This is a genomic window from Vibrio sp. 2134-1 (assembly GCF_033339495.1).
Window position 1 is genome coordinate 200,614 of sequence record NZ_JAWOUS010000002.1, and the last position, 17,107, is coordinate 217,720.

The following is a 17,107-nucleotide window of genomic DNA, read 5'->3' on the forward strand; positions in this document are numbered from 1 at the left end:
AAGAACGGGGGAATACTACCAAACCCACTATAGCGCGTTTATGATTTACTTTAAGAAAAATTCGTTGTTGCTGATAAAATCAACAGGGATGTCATTGACTTATACTAAAGCAGCCACGCAATGTGTCTATAATTGTAAAGTCAGCTTCAAATAGAATGAGCTTTAGGTTACTAAATCGACAGTAATGTGAATTTTATTAAAGAATAAAAGAAGATGCTTACTTAGGTGCTCGCCATTGCTACAATTTGGCGCCTTAAAATGATATAAATCGACAACTTCTAAATTAAAAGGCGCACGTTTCATGCAGCTCACTGCCACTAGCAAAGCACAGTTTTTTATTCAAAATGAGTACCATCACGTCGAAATAAAAGAGAACAGTGTTTTATTAAGCTCAATAGGCAGTGAAGAACATATTCCTTTTACGATCTGGAATGGCAAAGTTAGCGTAAAGCGTGGGTTGTTATGGAGCTCTTTGCAGTTTTTTGCTCATGAGCACGAAGGCAAACAACAAAGTTGGCTAGTACAAGGACTACCGTGGCCACAATGCCGTAAGTTTGCTCTTGAAGCTGTTCGTCAGTATCAAGAATGGCACAACACTCAGTGCCGAAAACTGGCTGAGTATCTACCTAAGTGGGAAGAAGAGCTTTACAAACTAAAGCACTTGCCTGCTTACTTATCGCATTCTCAAGTGGTCTCCTGGGTTGAAAGTCTTAACCAAGAGTTAAGCGAGATGAAAACCACCCTAGAAGAAGCCAAAATGCGAATGCCGAATCGTATGTCGCAAATAGAGCCTTGGCTCATTGATACCTCTGAGGCGCTTGGTGAGCGTAATCGCGATTGGCTAGAAGCAGAACGTCCAAATTGGGAAGTGCTGTTTAATCAAATTGAATCCTCTCCTTTGAATTTATCCCAGCAATATGCGGTATTACTCAACGACGACCACAACTTAGTTCTTGCTGGTGCCGGCTCGGGCAAAACCAGCGTTTTAACCGCACGAGTTGCCTATTTGTTGCAAAGCCATCAGGCTCAAGCAGAAGAGCTTCTCATGTTAGCGTTCGGTCGTGATGCGGCGACTGAAATGAAAGAACGCTTAGTAGATAAAGTGGGCATGGCGGCAGACGGTGTGCGCGTCAACACATTCCATCAGTTGGGCTTGTATATTCTTAAACAAGTCGAACAGCAACCTGTCGAAATTAGCCCTTTAGCGTTGGACGAAAATCAACGAACGGCATGGTGTGTAGACTGGTTGAAAAAACATTGGATGACACCCACCAACTTTAAACGTTGGCAAAAACATTTAGACAAATGGCCGATTGCGTACCTAAAAGGGGATGATGAGTTAGGAAGCCATTCAGAAAATCCAAAACTGATCGCTTGGCTAGATTCGCAGCTGTCTCATTTAGCGGCGGTAGGGTTGACCAAAAAGCAAGTACAAGAAAAGCTCGTAAACCACCAAGACTATACGCGTTTAAATAGTGAACTCGCCTTATGCTGGCCATGTTTTACAGCGTGGCAGAAAATGCTTAAAGAAAGCAACCAAGTGGATTTCCCAACCATGATCAGTCGTGCGACAGATTATGTGAATAAAGGAAAGTTTGTCTCGCCATGGCGCTTTATTATGGTCGATGAGTATCAAGATATCTCTCCAGACCGTCTGGCATTGATTGAAGCACTGTGTGAATCCACTCAGAAACAAGCAGGTGCGACGTTATTTGCTGTTGGCGACGATTGGCAAGCTATCTATCAGTTTGCAGGAGCGGATGTCGATCTTATCACTGGTTTTAAAGAACGCTTTGCTCACTCAACCGTTCATCACTTAGATACAACTTATCGTTTCAACAATCAGATTGGTGATGTAGCGAATACATTCGTGCAGCAAAACCCATCGCAGTTGCCGAAAACACTAAACAGCCACAAACAACGCAAGCAGAAGAGCGTACATACCGCGCCGAGCAATCAAGTGGAAAAGATCTTGGATCACTTGAATCAACAAGCCAAGCAAACCAAGTCAGTTTTATTGCTAGGACGTAACCATTATCATAAGCCCGATTTGTTCGACGATTGGTTGCGACGTTTCCCTAATCTCGATATTCGCTTTATGACTTGCCATGCGAGTAAAGGACGCGAAGCAGACTTTGTGATTATTCTTTCTGTGGATGAGGGGCAATTCCCCGCTAAGAAGAAGCAAATTCACATTGATGGTGCGTTGACGGAGTCCAAAGACAAATTCCCTTACGCAGAAGAGCGCAGGCTATTTTACGTGGCGATTACACGTGCGAAAGAGAAGGTTTGGATCACGCATACTGGCGCGGGATCTGCATTCGTTCAAGAGCTCGTTAATGGTGACTATCCCATCGTGACTTCCCGTTAAATGCAACGTTTAGAATGTTAAAAACAGCAAGGGCGATACTTGGTATCGCCCTTGCTTTATTTGGTTGGCATCAAAGCTTACATGCGCTCAGCAAGATAGGCTTCGTAATCCGGTACTTCGATGTCTACTTCTTGCTCAAGAAGAGGGGAGTTAAACAGGAACTTAGCGGTGGCTCGGTTCGTTGCTACAGGAATATTCCAAACACTAGCAATACGAAGAAGCGCTTTAACGTCTGGGTCGTGAGGTACGGCATTCAGTGGATCCCAAAAGAAAACGAGAACGTCGATTTTGCCTTCTGAAATGAGAGCGCCTAGTTGTTGGTCACCGCCCATCGGACCACTGATCATGCTCTTAATCGCAAGTCCAGTTTCTTTACTCAGCATGTGTCCTGTCGTGCCAGTTGCGTAAAGGAAGTGACTCTGTAGCTTTTCTTTGTTTTCTTTTACCCAGCGAAGTAGCTCAGGTTTGCAGTTGTCGTGAGCAACCAAAGCCACATGTTTATGGGTTGGCATGGTACGAATGGTTTTTTGCATCAAGATGTTTCCGTTTGTATGATTTTAAAATTGTTGTGACTCAATAGAACACGTTTTTGGTCTTTCAATCAACAGCCTTAACACGGAATGTCGGCCTATATTCTGACGGAGATAACGATTCTTCGATCGTGTCATCATGAAGCGTCTTCGGAGTCAGTGGTTTGATGGTTGGTGAGGCATGTTTGTCATACGCTTCCCCTCTTAAGTAATGCGTTGCTTGCATCACGGAAAGCCGACCTTGCTGCACCATTTTATCTGTTGGTGCGAAGAGCACTTTGTTACGTAACAGGCCTCGATATACACCATGACTTAAGTACACAGAAACTAAACCGATCTCCTCAGCTTTGCCGGCACTGCGCAGCTCACTGATGGCCGCTTCAATCGCCACTGCACTGCCAACAATGTAATCTATATTTCCCATATCGATCACACGTTGAACTAGGTTACGTTGTAACTCCTTGTCGTTGTCTGCCCAAAATGAGTCAACAATGTTGATATCACTTCCTTGTATCGCTTCATAAAATCCGGCAGTAACGGGTTTCGTACCACCACGAGTTCGCGGCCCCAAAAGTAAGGCAATGTTGGTTTTTCCTGACCCCTTTGGATGGCGAGCTGCCAAATATTGACCCGCTTCGTATCCCATCCAATGCCAGTCAACACCAACAGTCCCTTTTAGCAACTCACTTTGTTCTTCATCCAAGTCGAGTTGGTTCACAGTAGCAAAAACGGGAGTATTCCCCACCCAATTTTTAAGTGAGTGCTCGTAAGCCTGTGGGTCCACGGTCCCAAGGATAACCGCATCTGCTCCCCATTGGTTACACAGTGCGAGTTGTTGTTCTTGACGGGTTTTGTTTGGGTAGCCGCCCGCTTCAAGGACTCGTAGCTCGACACCTTCTCTTTTCGCTTCGGACACCATTCCATAGTTTACTGACAACCAGTATGAATCCTTTAGGTGAGGGTATATTGCACATATTTTCTCTGCGGCAACCGCTGGCAAAGAAGCAACGAGGGTTAAAGTGGCTGCAGAATGTTTGAAAAATGTGCGAAATGCGTGTTGATTTTTAACCATGAAATGAAGTTCGTTGGCATAGATTAAGTAAACACTGCAAAATATAACGTAATATGTCGCTGAACACGAACATTAAGGTCATGAAAATATGCTGCTAGCAACTGCAAGCATCGGTCGTAAACTTTTGTTGTCTTTCATTGCGATGGCAATACTGGTCATGTTATCGGCACTTATTGGTGTGTCTGGATTTTCTTTGGTTGCCAAAACCGAAAGAAATGTCGTGGATTCTGCGATTCCCGCCATGATTGAGGCGAGGCAAGTCTCTGAGTTGAGTACTCGTATTATTTCGTCTGTACAAATGTTGTCGAACGCAAGAAACGAACAGGAAAGAAAGGAGTCAGGGCGAGTGCTGTTCGAACAGCTCGAGTCTTTACTCACTCACATCAAGGAGCTCGGGAGCGAGTCGTTCGATTCTCAATTGTTAGAAGCTTTAGAGAATAACGTCCAGAACGTTATCGACAATTTGGCAGAACTCGGTGTTTCGGTTGAAAAAAAGCTGTGGCTTGCAAAAGAGATAGATACTCGTGTTGAAGAAATGCGTCTGCTCAGTGAAGAGCTAGAACAACTAACTCGTACGCAAGTTCAGAATACAAGCACCATTGCTGTTGCTAACGTCACGCATATTTATGACTTATTAGAATCGAATAAAAAATCGCAAGTTTATCAGGCGCTAGATGCACTGGTGGAGGTCGATCTTGATCTGACTGAGCGATTGCATGAACTGCACTTGTTGGCCTTTAAAATGTTGAATCAGATTGAAGAGGCTCGGACATTAACGAATATTGAGCGAATTCAACAGGTTCAAAGTGATTTCGATAGCAACCTCAAAATCATGCAACGCCGTGTACTCGCTGTGGAAGATCCTACGCGCTCTAAGCAAATGAGCCAACTGCTCATAGAGCTTGGTAAGCGTCAGGTCGTATTTTCTATACTGATGCAGCAATACGAGAATAACGAACAGTCACAACAACTGATGCAAAATACATTAGAGTTGTTCTCAGAGCTTAATGGCACGGTCAACAAATTGGTTGATGATTCAAACAAAACCACTACCGTCGCTGTAGACCAATTGACCAGCACACTGAAATTCGCTCAGTGGTCTCTAACCGTTATTTCAATTGTTGGTTTGATTGTATTGGTGCTGATTTTATGGCGTGTGGTGTACCTTTCTGTTGTGAAGCGGTTAGCGGAATATTCCGCTGCGTTACTGTCTGTGGCACAGGGTAACTTAGCGGTTGAGTTGGAAGTGAAAGGCAAAGATGAGTTGGCGCATATGGGGCAGGCCATCATCACGGCTCGTAATACCGCGCAAGCACTAAAAGTGGTAGCAGAGGGTGAAGCTCAAGCCAAGCGAGAGCTTGAGGAGCATAAAGAGCATTTAGAAGAGCTCGTTGAGCAGCGCACCTCGCAGTTAAAACAAGCAAACCGCCGTTTGAATGAAGAGGTTTTGAATCACGCTAAAGCTCGCAAGCAAGCAGAGCAAGCGAGCCGAGCAAAATCGGCTTTCTTGGCGACGATGAGCCATGAGATAAGAACGCCAATGAACGGAGTGTTGGGGACAGCACGCTTGTTGATTGACTCAGGCCTCAACCCAATTCAAAAGCGTTATGCGGAAATCATTAATCGTAGTGGTAAAACGTTGCTCGCGATCCTTAATGATGTACTGGATTACTCCAAGATTGAAGCGGGGCATTTAGAAATTCGTCACATGGGCTTTGATTTACACCAAATGGTGGAGGACACTTTCCAGTTAATGAACAGTCGAGCACAAGAGAAGAAGCTGCTGTTCTCCTACCATATTGAAAGTGATGTTAGTCGCTACTGGAAAGGGGATGTCACCAGAATCAGTCAGGTGCTGAACAATCTTGTTGGTAACGCGATTAAGTTCACTGACGAAGGAGAAATTGATATCTACGTTAGCCTGAACCCAGAGGACGAGTCGCAAGTCCTGATTGAAGTATCAGACACTGGAATAGGAATTGCCAAAAAATACCAGAGAACGTTGTTTGATGCCTTCACGCAAGCTGAAGGTGGGATGAGCCAAACTGGAGGCACGGGGCTTGGACTTGCTATCAGTAAGCGAATCATTGAAGCGATGGGCGGTGTTTTAGAAGTCGATTCCGAAGAGGGAAATGGTAGCCGATTCTGGTTCTCTATTCCGTTAGAGGAAAGCGAACCTGTTGAAACAGGAACCGTGGCAACCGCACGTTGCAAAGTGAAAGCAAAGGTCTTGCTGGTAGAAGATAATGAAGTCAACCGAGTGGTCGCGGAAGGTTTTCTAGAAAGCATGGGGCATCAAGTCGTGATGGCAGAAAACGGCTCACAAGCAGAGCAACTGATCAGCACACAAGATTTTGATATCGCTTTGGTCGACATCAACCTCCCTGATTGTGATGGAACTGAGTTGATCCAACGCTTAAAGCGGATTGAGTGTGATAAGCCGGCCAATAAAGCGCTTGCCGTCACGCCAATGATTGCAGTGTCTGCGCACGTTTTTGCGGAAGAAGTTGAGCGCTATCTAGCCGCTGGTTTTGACGGATACTTGCCTAAGCCATTGGCAAAAGAGGCACTCGCGGCATTGATTCTGGATGCGCTAGACGGAAAGCCGTTGTTGTTGCCACAAAATGCCGACTGTACCCCGTTTGATCAAATTTCGCCTCAAGAACAAGAGCTACAATCAAAGGTCGTTCAAGCACCTAAAACAAAGGAACCCGATGTGGTTATCATTAATCCGAGCGTGATTGAGTCCGATATGAAAATCTTGGGCAGAGATAAGATGTTGCACATTATTAATCTGTTTAGAGCCACCAGCACCGATGTATTAAGCAAGCTGCAAGCGTCTGCTGAGGACAATGATAGTAAAGAAGTAAAGAACCTTGCCCATAAATTAAAGGGCAGCGCGGGAAGTTTAGGACTAACTGCGCTAATGAACGCTTGCCAAGCAATTGAAGCCGCGCCTCAACCTCTAGATACCTATAATGCGACTAAAGATGATTTAGTTTCTCAAGTGTCTGCATCAATTCAAGCTCTGGATGAGTTAATGTCGAAGTAATCCATCGAGCATTGAAAATAAAAAAACCTCCGGCTTTCCGGAGGTTTTTTCTATTCGGTCATGTCATCTTCCCACTCGAATCGAGTGTCTAGGGCATAAGGGTCATCATCAAAAGGATGTTCCACTTTGCCACGCAAGTATTCGAGTTGATGCTCAAGCATATTGACCGTTTCGTAGTCTCCCTCAGAACAAGCAACGTAAATCTGTTGTTCAAGAGCGGCAATGTTATCTCGGATACCCATGAGAACCCCCTTAAATCATCATCGATTCTCAAAACGATTATAGTCAAGTAATCCAAATTCGATCGGTTGTTTTGTACGGTACCAATTGTGTAAACGATCGCTAAATGACCAGAATTTTTCTGAGCTTCTACGAATCGCAAAATTATCCAATAACTTAACGTAATCGGACTCGTTTTGGATGGCACTAAATTGATCGACAAAATCTTTTACTTGGTTTTCGTTGATCGAGAAAAATGCCGCAGGGTAGCTTCCCACAACGCCGCGTACAATGGTCATATCATCGTTAGCAAAGTCACGGTTACTTTCTTCATCAAACAAGCTAGAGATGTTTGTGTGTGCATTGTTGTGAAGTAAGGTGAACAGTTCATCTTCCCCTGATTGACTTCTCACCATAAGCATAGTGATTTGCGGAACGGTTTTTAGGCCTTCACCACGAACGTGGTCAATACGTTTTAGTTGCTTTTCACTACTCGCAGAAAGAGCCGTGTCTTGAATTTCGTAGCGAGGCAGAAGCACATCTGAAACATGTTCGCTCAACAACTCCACCAACTCCGTTTTTGGATCGTCACTCTTATACTGAACGCTGGTTGGTTGGTTAAACGGCTTCACATTTCGTTGTAAAAAGTCACTCAACTGCGGGCTTTGATCTTTATACCAGCTAGATTGAAGTTCATGGCGCATATCGGCGGGTAACAACGAGATAAAGTTACTTTCGCCTTCTAGACGCAAGAAGTCCATAAACATTCGTGTCATGAGCTGATGGCCGAAGTTACCGTAAACGTCAAACCCAGCAACAAGCAAATAGTGGATACGCTCTAGTAACGCGTAGTCAAGAATCCACACTGTTTTAGGCTGCTCACCAACTAAACCTTGAACAACAGAAGCACTATCAAAATGGCGGAATATCGTTAATGCCGCATTATGGTTGGTGCCATTACCATCCCAAATTACATCGGTGGATAGGTTTTCACCTTCTTTAAACCAGTTATTAGTGAACTCAGATTTAGCCTCTAGGTAGCGAGCTTGCTGGCGCGCGTACTTGACCCAGTTGGTAACAGGTAGCGTGTTACTCTCTTGTTCTGCCGGTAGTTTTAGATTATCAGCCTGAGATCGGTAAAACTCATTTACTTCTGGGATGTCTGCTTTATCTGGATCAAGGAAAAACACCCAAAAGCGATCATTGATAACATTCAATGCCAGTTGGCCACGACAAACTGGGCCTTTGATGTATGCCATTATTGTATTTTGTGCATTATCTAGCATGAACTTAAAGCGCGACTTCACTGGAAGGTCGATGAATGATGTCATCGGGTTTGCAGCAACTTCTGGTTCATAACTCGGTAGCTGACTAACCATGTAATCAGCATCAATAAACCAAGTTTTCCAGTTCTCTATGCGTTGCTTGTTTAACGCGAATGGCATGTGAGTTTTATCTACTATGGTCCCTTGCTCTGGAATAATTCGATAAAACACACGTTCAACCCCTGGATCATCGTACGGGCGACGCGTTGAAATACGTTTGACGGGCTGTCCTGGTGGTGTCGCAGAGCGGACGAGCGTGAAGAATCGGGGATCTTCATCGAGTTCCGAAAAGTAGAGATGAGATAAAAACAAATGCTCATATATATACCTAGCCATCAGCTGATTTTTCAAATCAGAGTGGTTAAGTAATGTTTCGTACTTATCTATTTGCGCTTGCTCATTCTCACTAACAGGTTGGTGAACGTTCATTATTGCGCCGTTTTCCAACCAAGTCATGAGAGTGTGGTATTCACTGTTTGATAGATTTGGCATACCAAAAGGCATGCCCCAGGTTGGGTTATCCTTTTCGTATTGCTCGTATTCTTCAATCGTTGGACAGGTTTGCTCTCGGTCTATCGAAAAGTCAAAGCCTTCTAACTGGACTTGGTCAGGCAATGGGTGGCGCTCTTTTTGCTGTAGCAAACGTGCGATAAGGCCTGCGTCAATGTTGGCTGCCATGCTTTGATCACGTTCGTTGAGAACCGGATGAAAACCCGCATCGCGCCACTCTTGGGTTGTTTCTGCATCTTCGAATAAGCGTGTTGGTACTGCGGCTGTGAGTCTTGTTCCTTCATATACCAGTGCTTTACTCGCACCACGGTCAATGCCTTCAACAGAAGAGAGCTTAAGCTGACATGGTGCATCGTAGCACGCGTGGCAGACGACACAGCGGTTATCCATAATGGGTTTAACTTCGCTTTGGAAGAAGTTTGCTTGAGGGGTTTCCACGTCAACTGTGCGTTCACGCACGAGCTGTGGACCAAACAGTTGGTCATAGTTAAGACCAGCATAGGTTGCACAGCCGGCAAACAAAGTAGCAATGCAAAGTGTAAAAATTAAGCGCAAATTCATTGAGTTATTTTACGTGATTAGAATTTGCATTAATTAAAGCAAAATAAGCGGTCAATTACCAAAAGTTGGGTCAATTAGCGTTAATTTTTCTGTTGATTGTCTGAGCGCTTGAAAATGTAACCCTGGCGGTGGACTGTCTGAATTCTGTCTGTTGGAACGCCTTCGTGAACTAGACGCTTTCTCATTCTGCTCATGTGCATATCGAGTGCTCGATCATGTTCAGTAAATTCACGTTTTAGTACTGTTTCGTAAAGAAAATGCTTACTAAGTACTTGATCTTGATGGTGAGTGAGAGTTTGCAGCAGCTTAAATTGAATGCTTGTTAACTGAACAGATTTCTTGTTTGGCAAGTAATTGAGTACCACAGAGTGAGTGCGCTTATCTAGTAATAGCTCCTCATCATTATGGTGAACGCCGTTGTGTTGGCATTGGGAAGTTTTTCCATTTGAAACCTTGGAGTCAAGCACACGGGTACCTTAATTATTAATAGTAGTAAAACGTATTATCATTAATATTTATATAAAAGCAATCAGGTACTTTATGAGCACTGTGATATGCGTAGACAATCTTAATATTTGAGATTAACAGTAGTGATGAATGGTGCGATGGCGCTCTGAACTAAAGTGCTATTGGAGTGCGTATTAGCGACAAATAACGGTGTAATGTTAGGCAAAGATAGAAAGAATTCTCATTTAGTAAATTCGCTTATCCGCTATTTGTGAACTATACATTCTGTTGCAGGAAGCACTTTTCTAATACACACAGAGGTTTATATGACAGCGAAATATGGCGTTAAACGCCGATTAGCGATTCTTGCCGCCGCTTTAATCGGTGCGACAAGTAGCAGTATCGCAGCAGAGAAACCAAATATTCTCGTCATTTGGGGTGATGATATTGGCCAGTCCAATCTCAGTGCTTACACGTTTGGTTTGATGGGGTACAAAACACCAAATATAGATAGTATCGCCAAAGAAGGCATGATGTTCACTGACTATTACGGTGAGCAATCTTGTACAGCGGGCCGTTCTACTTTCATTACGGGCCAAACCGTTCTTAGAACAGGTTTGAGTAAAGTGGGGCTTCCAGGTGCTGATCTTGGCTTGAAGGAAGAGGACGCAACCATTGCCGAAATGCTGAAGCCGATGGGCTATATGACAGGGCAATTTGGTAAAAACCACTTAGGTGATAAAGATGAGCACCTTCCTACTAATCACGGCTTCGATGAATTTTTTGGCAACCTTTATCACTTGAACGCCGAGGAGGAGCCAGAAAACGTCGATTATCCTAAAGATCCTGAGTTTCGTAAAAAGTTCGGTCCGCGCGGCGTTATCCGTTCGTACGCTGATGGCAAAATTGAGGATACAGGACCTCTAACTCGCAAGCGCATGGAAACCGTGGATGAAGAGACGTTAGATGCGGCACTCGACTTTATGGATCGTGCCGTCAAGGCTGAAAAACCTTTCTTTGTCTGGTGGAACGCAACTCGTATGCACTTCCGTACTCATGTGAAAGAAGAGAACTCTGGAAAAACAGGTATCAGCGAGTATGCAGATGGTATGGTCGAGCATGATAACCATGTAGGTCAGCTACTGAAAAAAGTGGATGATTTGGGTATTAAAGACAACACAATCGTCTTTTACTCCACCGATAATGGCCCACACATGAACTCGTGGCCAGATGCAGGTACAACGCCATTCCGTGGAGAGAAAAATACCAACTGGGAAGGTGCGTACCGAGTTCCTGCGATGGTACGTTGGCCGGGTAAAATTAAAGCTGGCTCTGTTTCGAATGATATCATGCATCACATGGACTGGATGCCAACGTTCGTTGCTGCCGCGGGTGATGACAATATCAAAGAGAAATTGCTCAAAGGTTACAGTGCGAATGGTAAGAAATTCAAAGTTCACCTAGACGGCTATAACTTCCTACCATATTTGACTGGTAAAGAGGATAAGGCCCCACGAGAAGAAATTTTTTACTTCTCAGATGATGGAGACTTAACTGCACTTCGCTATAACAAATGGAAGCTGGTCTTTATGGAGCAACGAGCAAAAGGTACGTTGCGTATTTGGGCTGAACCATTCACCACACTTCGTGTTCCTAAGATCTTCAACTTGCGTATGGATCCTTACGAAGTGGCTGATATCACTTCTAACACTTACTACGATTGGATGCTAGACCGTGCTTACATGCTTGTTCCTGCGCAAGCTTACGTAGGCAGATTCCTTGAAACGTTTAAAGAGTTCCCACCAAGGCAAAAAGCAGCAAGCTTCTCGCTCGATCAAGTGATGGAGAAACTAAAAGAGAACCCAAATAAGTAGGAAAAGCTAAGTGAAGTATCACATATAGAAAGAGGCTCATTAAAATGAGCCTCTTTTTTATCTGTAAAATTCTATCTATTCAGGTTTGTAGAAAGCTTGATGACGAAAACGCCTAACGCTTCAATTGACAAGAGTTATAAACAAATTGGTTCGTAGTGGGCTGCCGTTAAGTTGGCTTTGATTTTTTCACGTAGAGCGATGTGGGCTGGGTTGTTTACCTCTCGCTTATGGTAGACGAACTTGTAAGGGATAGAGCGTATCGAAATGGGGCAGGGCAAAATTTGAAGTTTGAGCGCTTTGCTCCACTTGTTTGCAAAAGATTGAGAAACGATCCCTAAACTGTCTCTTTGGGCGACATACAGCGCCATGCCTGCTAGCGAAGATGTGATCAAGTCGACTTTTCTTTCTTGAATTGTTTCCTTTGCTAGTTGCTCGAACCCCGACATGTTGTTCCATTTTCCTGAAAATAAACAGTGAGTTTCCTCATAAAATTGCTCTTTTGTGAGCGTGCCGTGTACACGGGGATGGTTCTCACGACAGATAACCACGGCTTCTTCCTCATAGGCATCTTCAATAATAAACGCTGCATCTTTTGTGATCACCGTATCGATTACTAGATCGACTTTTTGTTGTCTTAACAGCTCAAATAATAGGAATTTTTCGGGTGGTGATTCATAAAAAATAGTGTTCTTTATCGGGTCCATAATGTGCAACAAAATTTCCGAACAACACACTTCAAAATGATTTTTATCAGATATCGCATTGTCAATAATATTAACCGCTTGCTGGAATTGCGGCAGTAATTGATAAGCGGTGGAGGTTAGTGCGATACCTCGCCCTTTTTTAACGAATAATTGCTTATCGACGACTTGCTCTAAACGCTTTATTGCAGCGCTCACAGCAGGTTGTGTAAGCCCTAATTGTTCCGCGGCTTTTGTATAAGATTGAAACTCCGCAACAACAAGAAAAGTTTGGATCAAATTCAAGTCCATAATGTCACTCATAAATTTAATTTATAGGTTAACTAATTTTGACTGCATTTATCGCCTGAAATTAGTGCTTTATCTTATATCAACAATGGTATTGAAAAGCGAATACCATTTTTTTACGCACTAGCGAACTCTTGGAGATAATATGAAAAATGCGACCAAAACGAGCAGTAAAAAACTCGTACTTAACGCATGTACGTTAGCTTTGGGCGCTGCATCTGCAGTTGCACATGCAGCGGACAAACCCAACATTCTTGTCATCTTTGGTGATGATGTTGGTTACTGGAACCTTAGTACCTATAACCAAGGCATGATGGCGTACAACACGCCAAAAATCGATAGCATTGCTAAAGAAGGTGCGAAGTTCACTAACTTCTACGCACAGCAAAGCTCGACAGCAGGCCGTTCTGCATTCATCACTGGTCAAATGCCAAAACGTACAGGTCTATCAAAAGTGGGCTTACCAGGCGCTCCGGAAGGTATCTCGGAAAAAGATCCGACGATTGCAACCGTGCTTAAACAAATGGGTTACGCAACCGGACAATTTGGTAAGAACCATTTAGGTGACCGAGACGAGCATCTTCCTACCAACCACGGTTTTGATGAATTCTTCGGCAATCTATACCACTTGAACGCAGAAGAAGAGCCAGAGAACGTGGATTACCCTAAAGATCCGGAGTTCAAGAAGAAATTTGGTCCTCGTGGCGTTATTCATTCTTACGCTGACGGTAAAATCGAAGATACCGGTCCACTTACGCGTAAGCGTATGGAAAATGTTGATGGTGAGTTTCTTGATGCCGCAGAAAGCTTCATAGAAAAACAAGTAAAAGCGGACAAGCCGTTCTTTACTTGGTTTAACACCACTCGCATGCACAACTTCACACATGTTCCTGAAGAATACCAAGGTAAAACAGGTGCCGGTTTCTACGCGGATGGTGTTAAGCAGCACGATGACCAAATCGGTCAGCTACTTAACAAGATCAAAGAGTTAGGTGTGGATGACAATACAATCATTGTTTACACCACTGACAACGGCCCTATGGTTGATTTGTGGCCGGATGCTGGGATGACACCGTTCCGCTCAGAGAAAAACACTGGCTGGGAAGGGAGTTTCCGTGTGCCAATGTTGATTAAATGGCCTGGAAAAATTGAGGCAGGTAAAACATTCAACGGCATGATGTCATTAGAGGACTTTTTCCCGACACTAGTTGCTGCGGCAGGTGATACCAAAGTTAAAGACGAACTGCTAAAAGGCAAAAAAGTTGGCGATATGGACTACAAAGTTCACCTAGACGGTTACAACCAACTGCCATATTTAACGGGTAAGTCAGACAAATCCGCACGAAATGAGTTCGTTTACTGGAGCGACGACGGCGATCTTGTGGCATTGCGCCAAGGAAAGTACAAGTTCCACTTTATGATTCAAGAGAATGAAACGGGTATGGATGTATGGCGTAAGCCGTTCACTAAACTTCGTGTGCCACTGATCTTTGACTTGAGCATTGATCCATTTGAACGAGGCGATCAAGGCATGGGTTATTCTCGTTGGATGTACGAGCGTTCATTCTTAATGATGCCAGCAATGGATACAGTGAAAGAGGTGATGGGTACATTCAAAGAATTCCCGCCTCGTATGGAAGCAGGTTCGTTCGTACCTAAGTCTTCTAAGTAAATTAAGATTATATAGCGCTTTTTGGAGCGCTATATACCCAAATAGCTTCACTTTTGCTGTACAGCGCTCACGAGGTTATTTGGGTATATGTAATAGTGAGAAACGTATGAGTAAGATTTCCCCTCGCCATTCTACTACTATGCCTATTGTTCCTCTTAAAACGGCGTCTAAAGCGCCTGTTCTGGGCGCGTATGACCGTCGATTCCATGTGATGGCAAAGCCAGGCGGAGCAAAGTGCAACATCGATTGTCAGTACTGCTTTTATCTGCATAAAGAAAATCTACTGCACCAAGAAAAGCAGCCAAAAATGGACGACGCAACACTGGAAGCGTTCGTGAAAAGCTATATCGAAAGTCAGGATGGCGAAGAAATTGTATTCTCATGGCAGGGCGGGGAGCCGACGCTGTTTGGGTTGGACTATTTCCGCAATGTCGTAGCTTTGCAAAAGAAATATCAGCCGAAAGGCGTTCGCATTGAAAACGACCTTCAGACCAACGGCATTTTGCTAAACGATGAGTGGTGTGCGTTTTTAAAAGAGCACAACTTCCTAGTTGGCTTGTCGATTGATGGACCACGAGAGCTGCACGACAAATATCGCAAAACCCGCAGCGGTAAGCCAACGTTTGATCTCGTAATGAAGGCGGTAGATAAGCTCAAAGCGCATGGCGTGAAATTCAACGCGTTGGTCACGGTGAATCGTCACAATGCGAAATACCCGCTCGAAGTATATCGATTTTTAACCCAAGAATTGGATGTGACTTATATTCAGTTTGCGCCGGTGGTAGAAGCCAACAACTTCCAAACAACCGCGCCGCAGTTTTGGAACGAACAGATGATCCCAACCAAAGGCAGTGATCTGGCTAAACCGGGGCATCCAATGTCGATTGTAACGGATTGGTCAGTCGATCCTGAAGACTGGGGACGCTTTTTAATGGCGACCTTTGAAGAGTGGGTGAATAACGATCTTGGCCGTGTGCTGGTTAATCTGTTTGAAACCGCGGTGGCGCAAGTAATGGGGAAACCGTCTCAGCTTTGCGTGACGGCGGAGTTTTGTGGCAAAGGGTTGGCGATTGAGCACAATGGCGACGTGTTCAGTTGCGACCACTATGTGTATCCAGAATACAAACTCGCCAACATTCATGAACACTCACTGAATGAAATGGCCTTCTCTACAAGACAATATACTTTTGGCATGGCAAAACGCGATTCATTGCCGACGTATTGTAAGCAATGCCCTTACTTGCCTTATTGTTGGGGTGAGTGCCCAAAAAACCGTTTGATCAAAACGCCGAATGGTGAGAGTGGTCTAAACTATTTGTGTTCGGGAATCAAAATGTTCTTTGATTATGCGTTACCGATGTTGGTTGGTCTTGCACAACTTCTCCAATCTCAAGAACCGCAAAGATAACATAGTGAATATAACCTTAAGTTATTTCATTTGTTCTTATACTTAACTATCGAAAAGACGGCTTAAACCATTGAAAAGGTATCCTATGAACCACGCACAACAAGCGATAAAAGAACTCATCGAACAAACAGAAAAAAGCGTCATTGGACAAAGCCACGTGGTTCGAGCTTTAGTCATCGGGTTATTAACAAATGGGCATATTCTGCTAGAAGGTTTACCGGGAACGGCAAAAACACGTTCCGTAAAATCGTTGGCGAACTTGTTAAACACCAGTTTTGGTCGAATCCAGTTTACGCCGGATCTTTTACCATCTGACGTGACGGGTACTGAGGTTTATCAAGAGCTGGATGGTAAGCCGCAACTCCACTTTCAACCTGGGCCCATTTTTAACAGCATTGTACTTGCTGATGAGGTCAACCGTGCACCTGCCAAAGTACAAGCGGCACTGCTTGAAGCCATGGCCGAAGGCACAATCACAGTAGGCGATAAAACTCACGTATTGCCAGACTTATTTATGGTGCTTGCAACGCAAAACCCAGTAGAGCAAGAGGGCACGTACCCACTGCCAGAAGCGCAAATGGACCGCTTTATCATGAAGGTTACCGTCGATTATCCAGAAGATGACGCAGAACGTGACATCATTCGTTTGGTGCGCAGTGAAGAATTGGGTGCGGAAACCAGCAGCGAAATTATTACGCCAAAACACATCGAGCCAGACGTGGTGCTAGAAGCGCGTCGTCAGTTACCAAACATCGTGGTATCAGACCTAGTGGAAAACTACATCGTTGCGTTAGTGATGGCGACTCGTAAGCCAGAGCGTTATGCCGATTCAAACTTAGCAAAATGGATTGAGATTGGCTCTAGTCCTCGTGCTTCTATCGCACTCGACAAATGCGCTCGTGCGTATGCGTGGATGCAAGGACGTGACCACGTTACTCCTGACGATGTGCGTGCCATGGTTCCGTCTGTATTGGGCCACCGTTTTTCTTTGACCTACGATGCACTGGCAGATGGGGTCGATCATCAACGAGTCGTACAAGAGCTGCTAGATTGTGTAGAAATTGGGTAAGTGGGAGG

The 17,107-nt window shown here is 44.3% G+C and carries 12 protein-coding genes; 6 read left to right on the forward strand and 6 right to left on the reverse strand.

What is annotated here, in order from left to right; all coding sequences use genetic code 11:
- The first annotated feature begins 301 nt into the window (after positions 1–301).
- Positions 302–2,371, forward strand: a complete 2,070-nt coding sequence (helD, locus tag R7R78_RS03225; RefSeq protein ID WP_005376572.1) for a DNA helicase IV — start codon at positions 302–304, stop codon at positions 2,369–2,371.
- A gap of 77 nt (positions 2,372–2,448) precedes the next feature.
- On the opposite strand, the gene R7R78_RS03230 is transcribed toward helD, so the two are convergent.
- Complete coding sequence (locus R7R78_RS03230) at positions 2,449–2,904, reverse strand: methylglyoxal synthase (RefSeq protein WP_005376571.1); 456 nt, start codon at positions 2,902–2,904, stop codon at positions 2,449–2,451.
- Positions 2,905–2,968: 64 nt separating this feature from the next.
- Complete coding sequence (gene torT / locus R7R78_RS03235; protein ID WP_080960073.1) at positions 2,969–4,018, reverse strand: TMAO reductase system periplasmic protein TorT; 1,050 nt, start codon at positions 4,016–4,018, stop codon at positions 2,969–2,971.
- 43 nt (positions 4,019–4,061) lie between these two features.
- On the opposite strand from torT, the gene torS reads away from it, so the two are divergent.
- Complete coding sequence (gene torS / locus R7R78_RS03240; protein ID WP_225473023.1) at positions 4,062–7,025, forward strand: TMAO reductase system sensor histidine kinase/response regulator TorS; 2,964 nt, start codon at positions 4,062–4,064, stop codon at positions 7,023–7,025.
- 50 nt (positions 7,026–7,075) lie between these two features.
- Here the strand turns inward: torS and R7R78_RS03245 are convergent, their stop codons facing one another.
- From R7R78_RS03245 to R7R78_RS03255, 3 genes are all read right to left on the reverse strand, one after another.
- On the reverse strand, positions 7,076–7,267 hold the full coding sequence (locus R7R78_RS03245; protein ID WP_005376565.1) for a hypothetical protein: 192 nt from the start codon (positions 7,265–7,267) through the stop codon (positions 7,076–7,078).
- Positions 7,268–7,285: 18 nt separating this feature from the next.
- Positions 7,286–9,640 carry a fatty acid cis/trans isomerase gene (locus tag R7R78_RS03250; RefSeq protein WP_225473024.1) on the reverse strand — a complete coding sequence of 785 codons (2,355 nt, stop codon included), beginning with the start codon at positions 9,638–9,640 and terminating at the stop codon, positions 7,286–7,288.
- 80 nt (positions 9,641–9,720) lie between these two features.
- Positions 9,721–10,107: a winged helix-turn-helix domain-containing protein gene (locus tag R7R78_RS03255; protein WP_005376561.1), complete on the reverse strand. Its 387-nt coding sequence runs from the start codon at positions 10,105–10,107 to the stop codon at positions 9,721–9,723.
- A gap of 306 nt (positions 10,108–10,413) precedes the next feature.
- Here R7R78_RS03255 and R7R78_RS03260 point away from each other — a divergent pair, with 306 nt between their 5' ends.
- Complete coding sequence (locus R7R78_RS03260; RefSeq protein ID WP_005376560.1) at positions 10,414–11,961, forward strand: arylsulfatase; 1,548 nt, start codon at positions 10,414–10,416, stop codon at positions 11,959–11,961.
- Between the two features lie 134 nt (positions 11,962–12,095).
- Here R7R78_RS03260 and R7R78_RS03265 read toward each other — a convergent pair whose 3' ends face one another.
- The gene (locus R7R78_RS03265) at positions 12,096–12,953 is read right to left on the reverse strand and encodes a LysR family transcriptional regulator (protein ID WP_025767859.1); all 858 of its coding nucleotides are present in this window, start codon (positions 12,951–12,953) and stop codon (positions 12,096–12,098) included.
- Between the two features lie 142 nt (positions 12,954–13,095).
- Here R7R78_RS03265 and R7R78_RS03270 point away from each other — a divergent pair, with 142 nt between their 5' ends.
- The 3 genes from R7R78_RS03270 (at position 13,096) to R7R78_RS03280 (ending at position 17,099) form a co-directional block, all read left to right on the forward strand.
- The gene (locus R7R78_RS03270) at positions 13,096–14,622 is read left to right on the forward strand and encodes an arylsulfatase (protein ID WP_151515641.1); all 1,527 of its coding nucleotides are present in this window, start codon (positions 13,096–13,098) and stop codon (positions 14,620–14,622) included.
- A gap of 106 nt (positions 14,623–14,728) precedes the next feature.
- Complete coding sequence (locus R7R78_RS03275; protein ID WP_225473026.1) at positions 14,729–16,030, forward strand: anaerobic sulfatase maturase; 1,302 nt, start codon at positions 14,729–14,731, stop codon at positions 16,028–16,030.
- 85 nt (positions 16,031–16,115) lie between these two features.
- A complete protein-coding gene (locus R7R78_RS03280; protein ID WP_005376549.1) occupies positions 16,116–17,099 on the forward strand; it encodes an AAA family ATPase in 984 nt (327 codons plus the stop codon).
- The last annotated feature ends 8 nt before the right edge of the window (positions 17,100–17,107 follow it).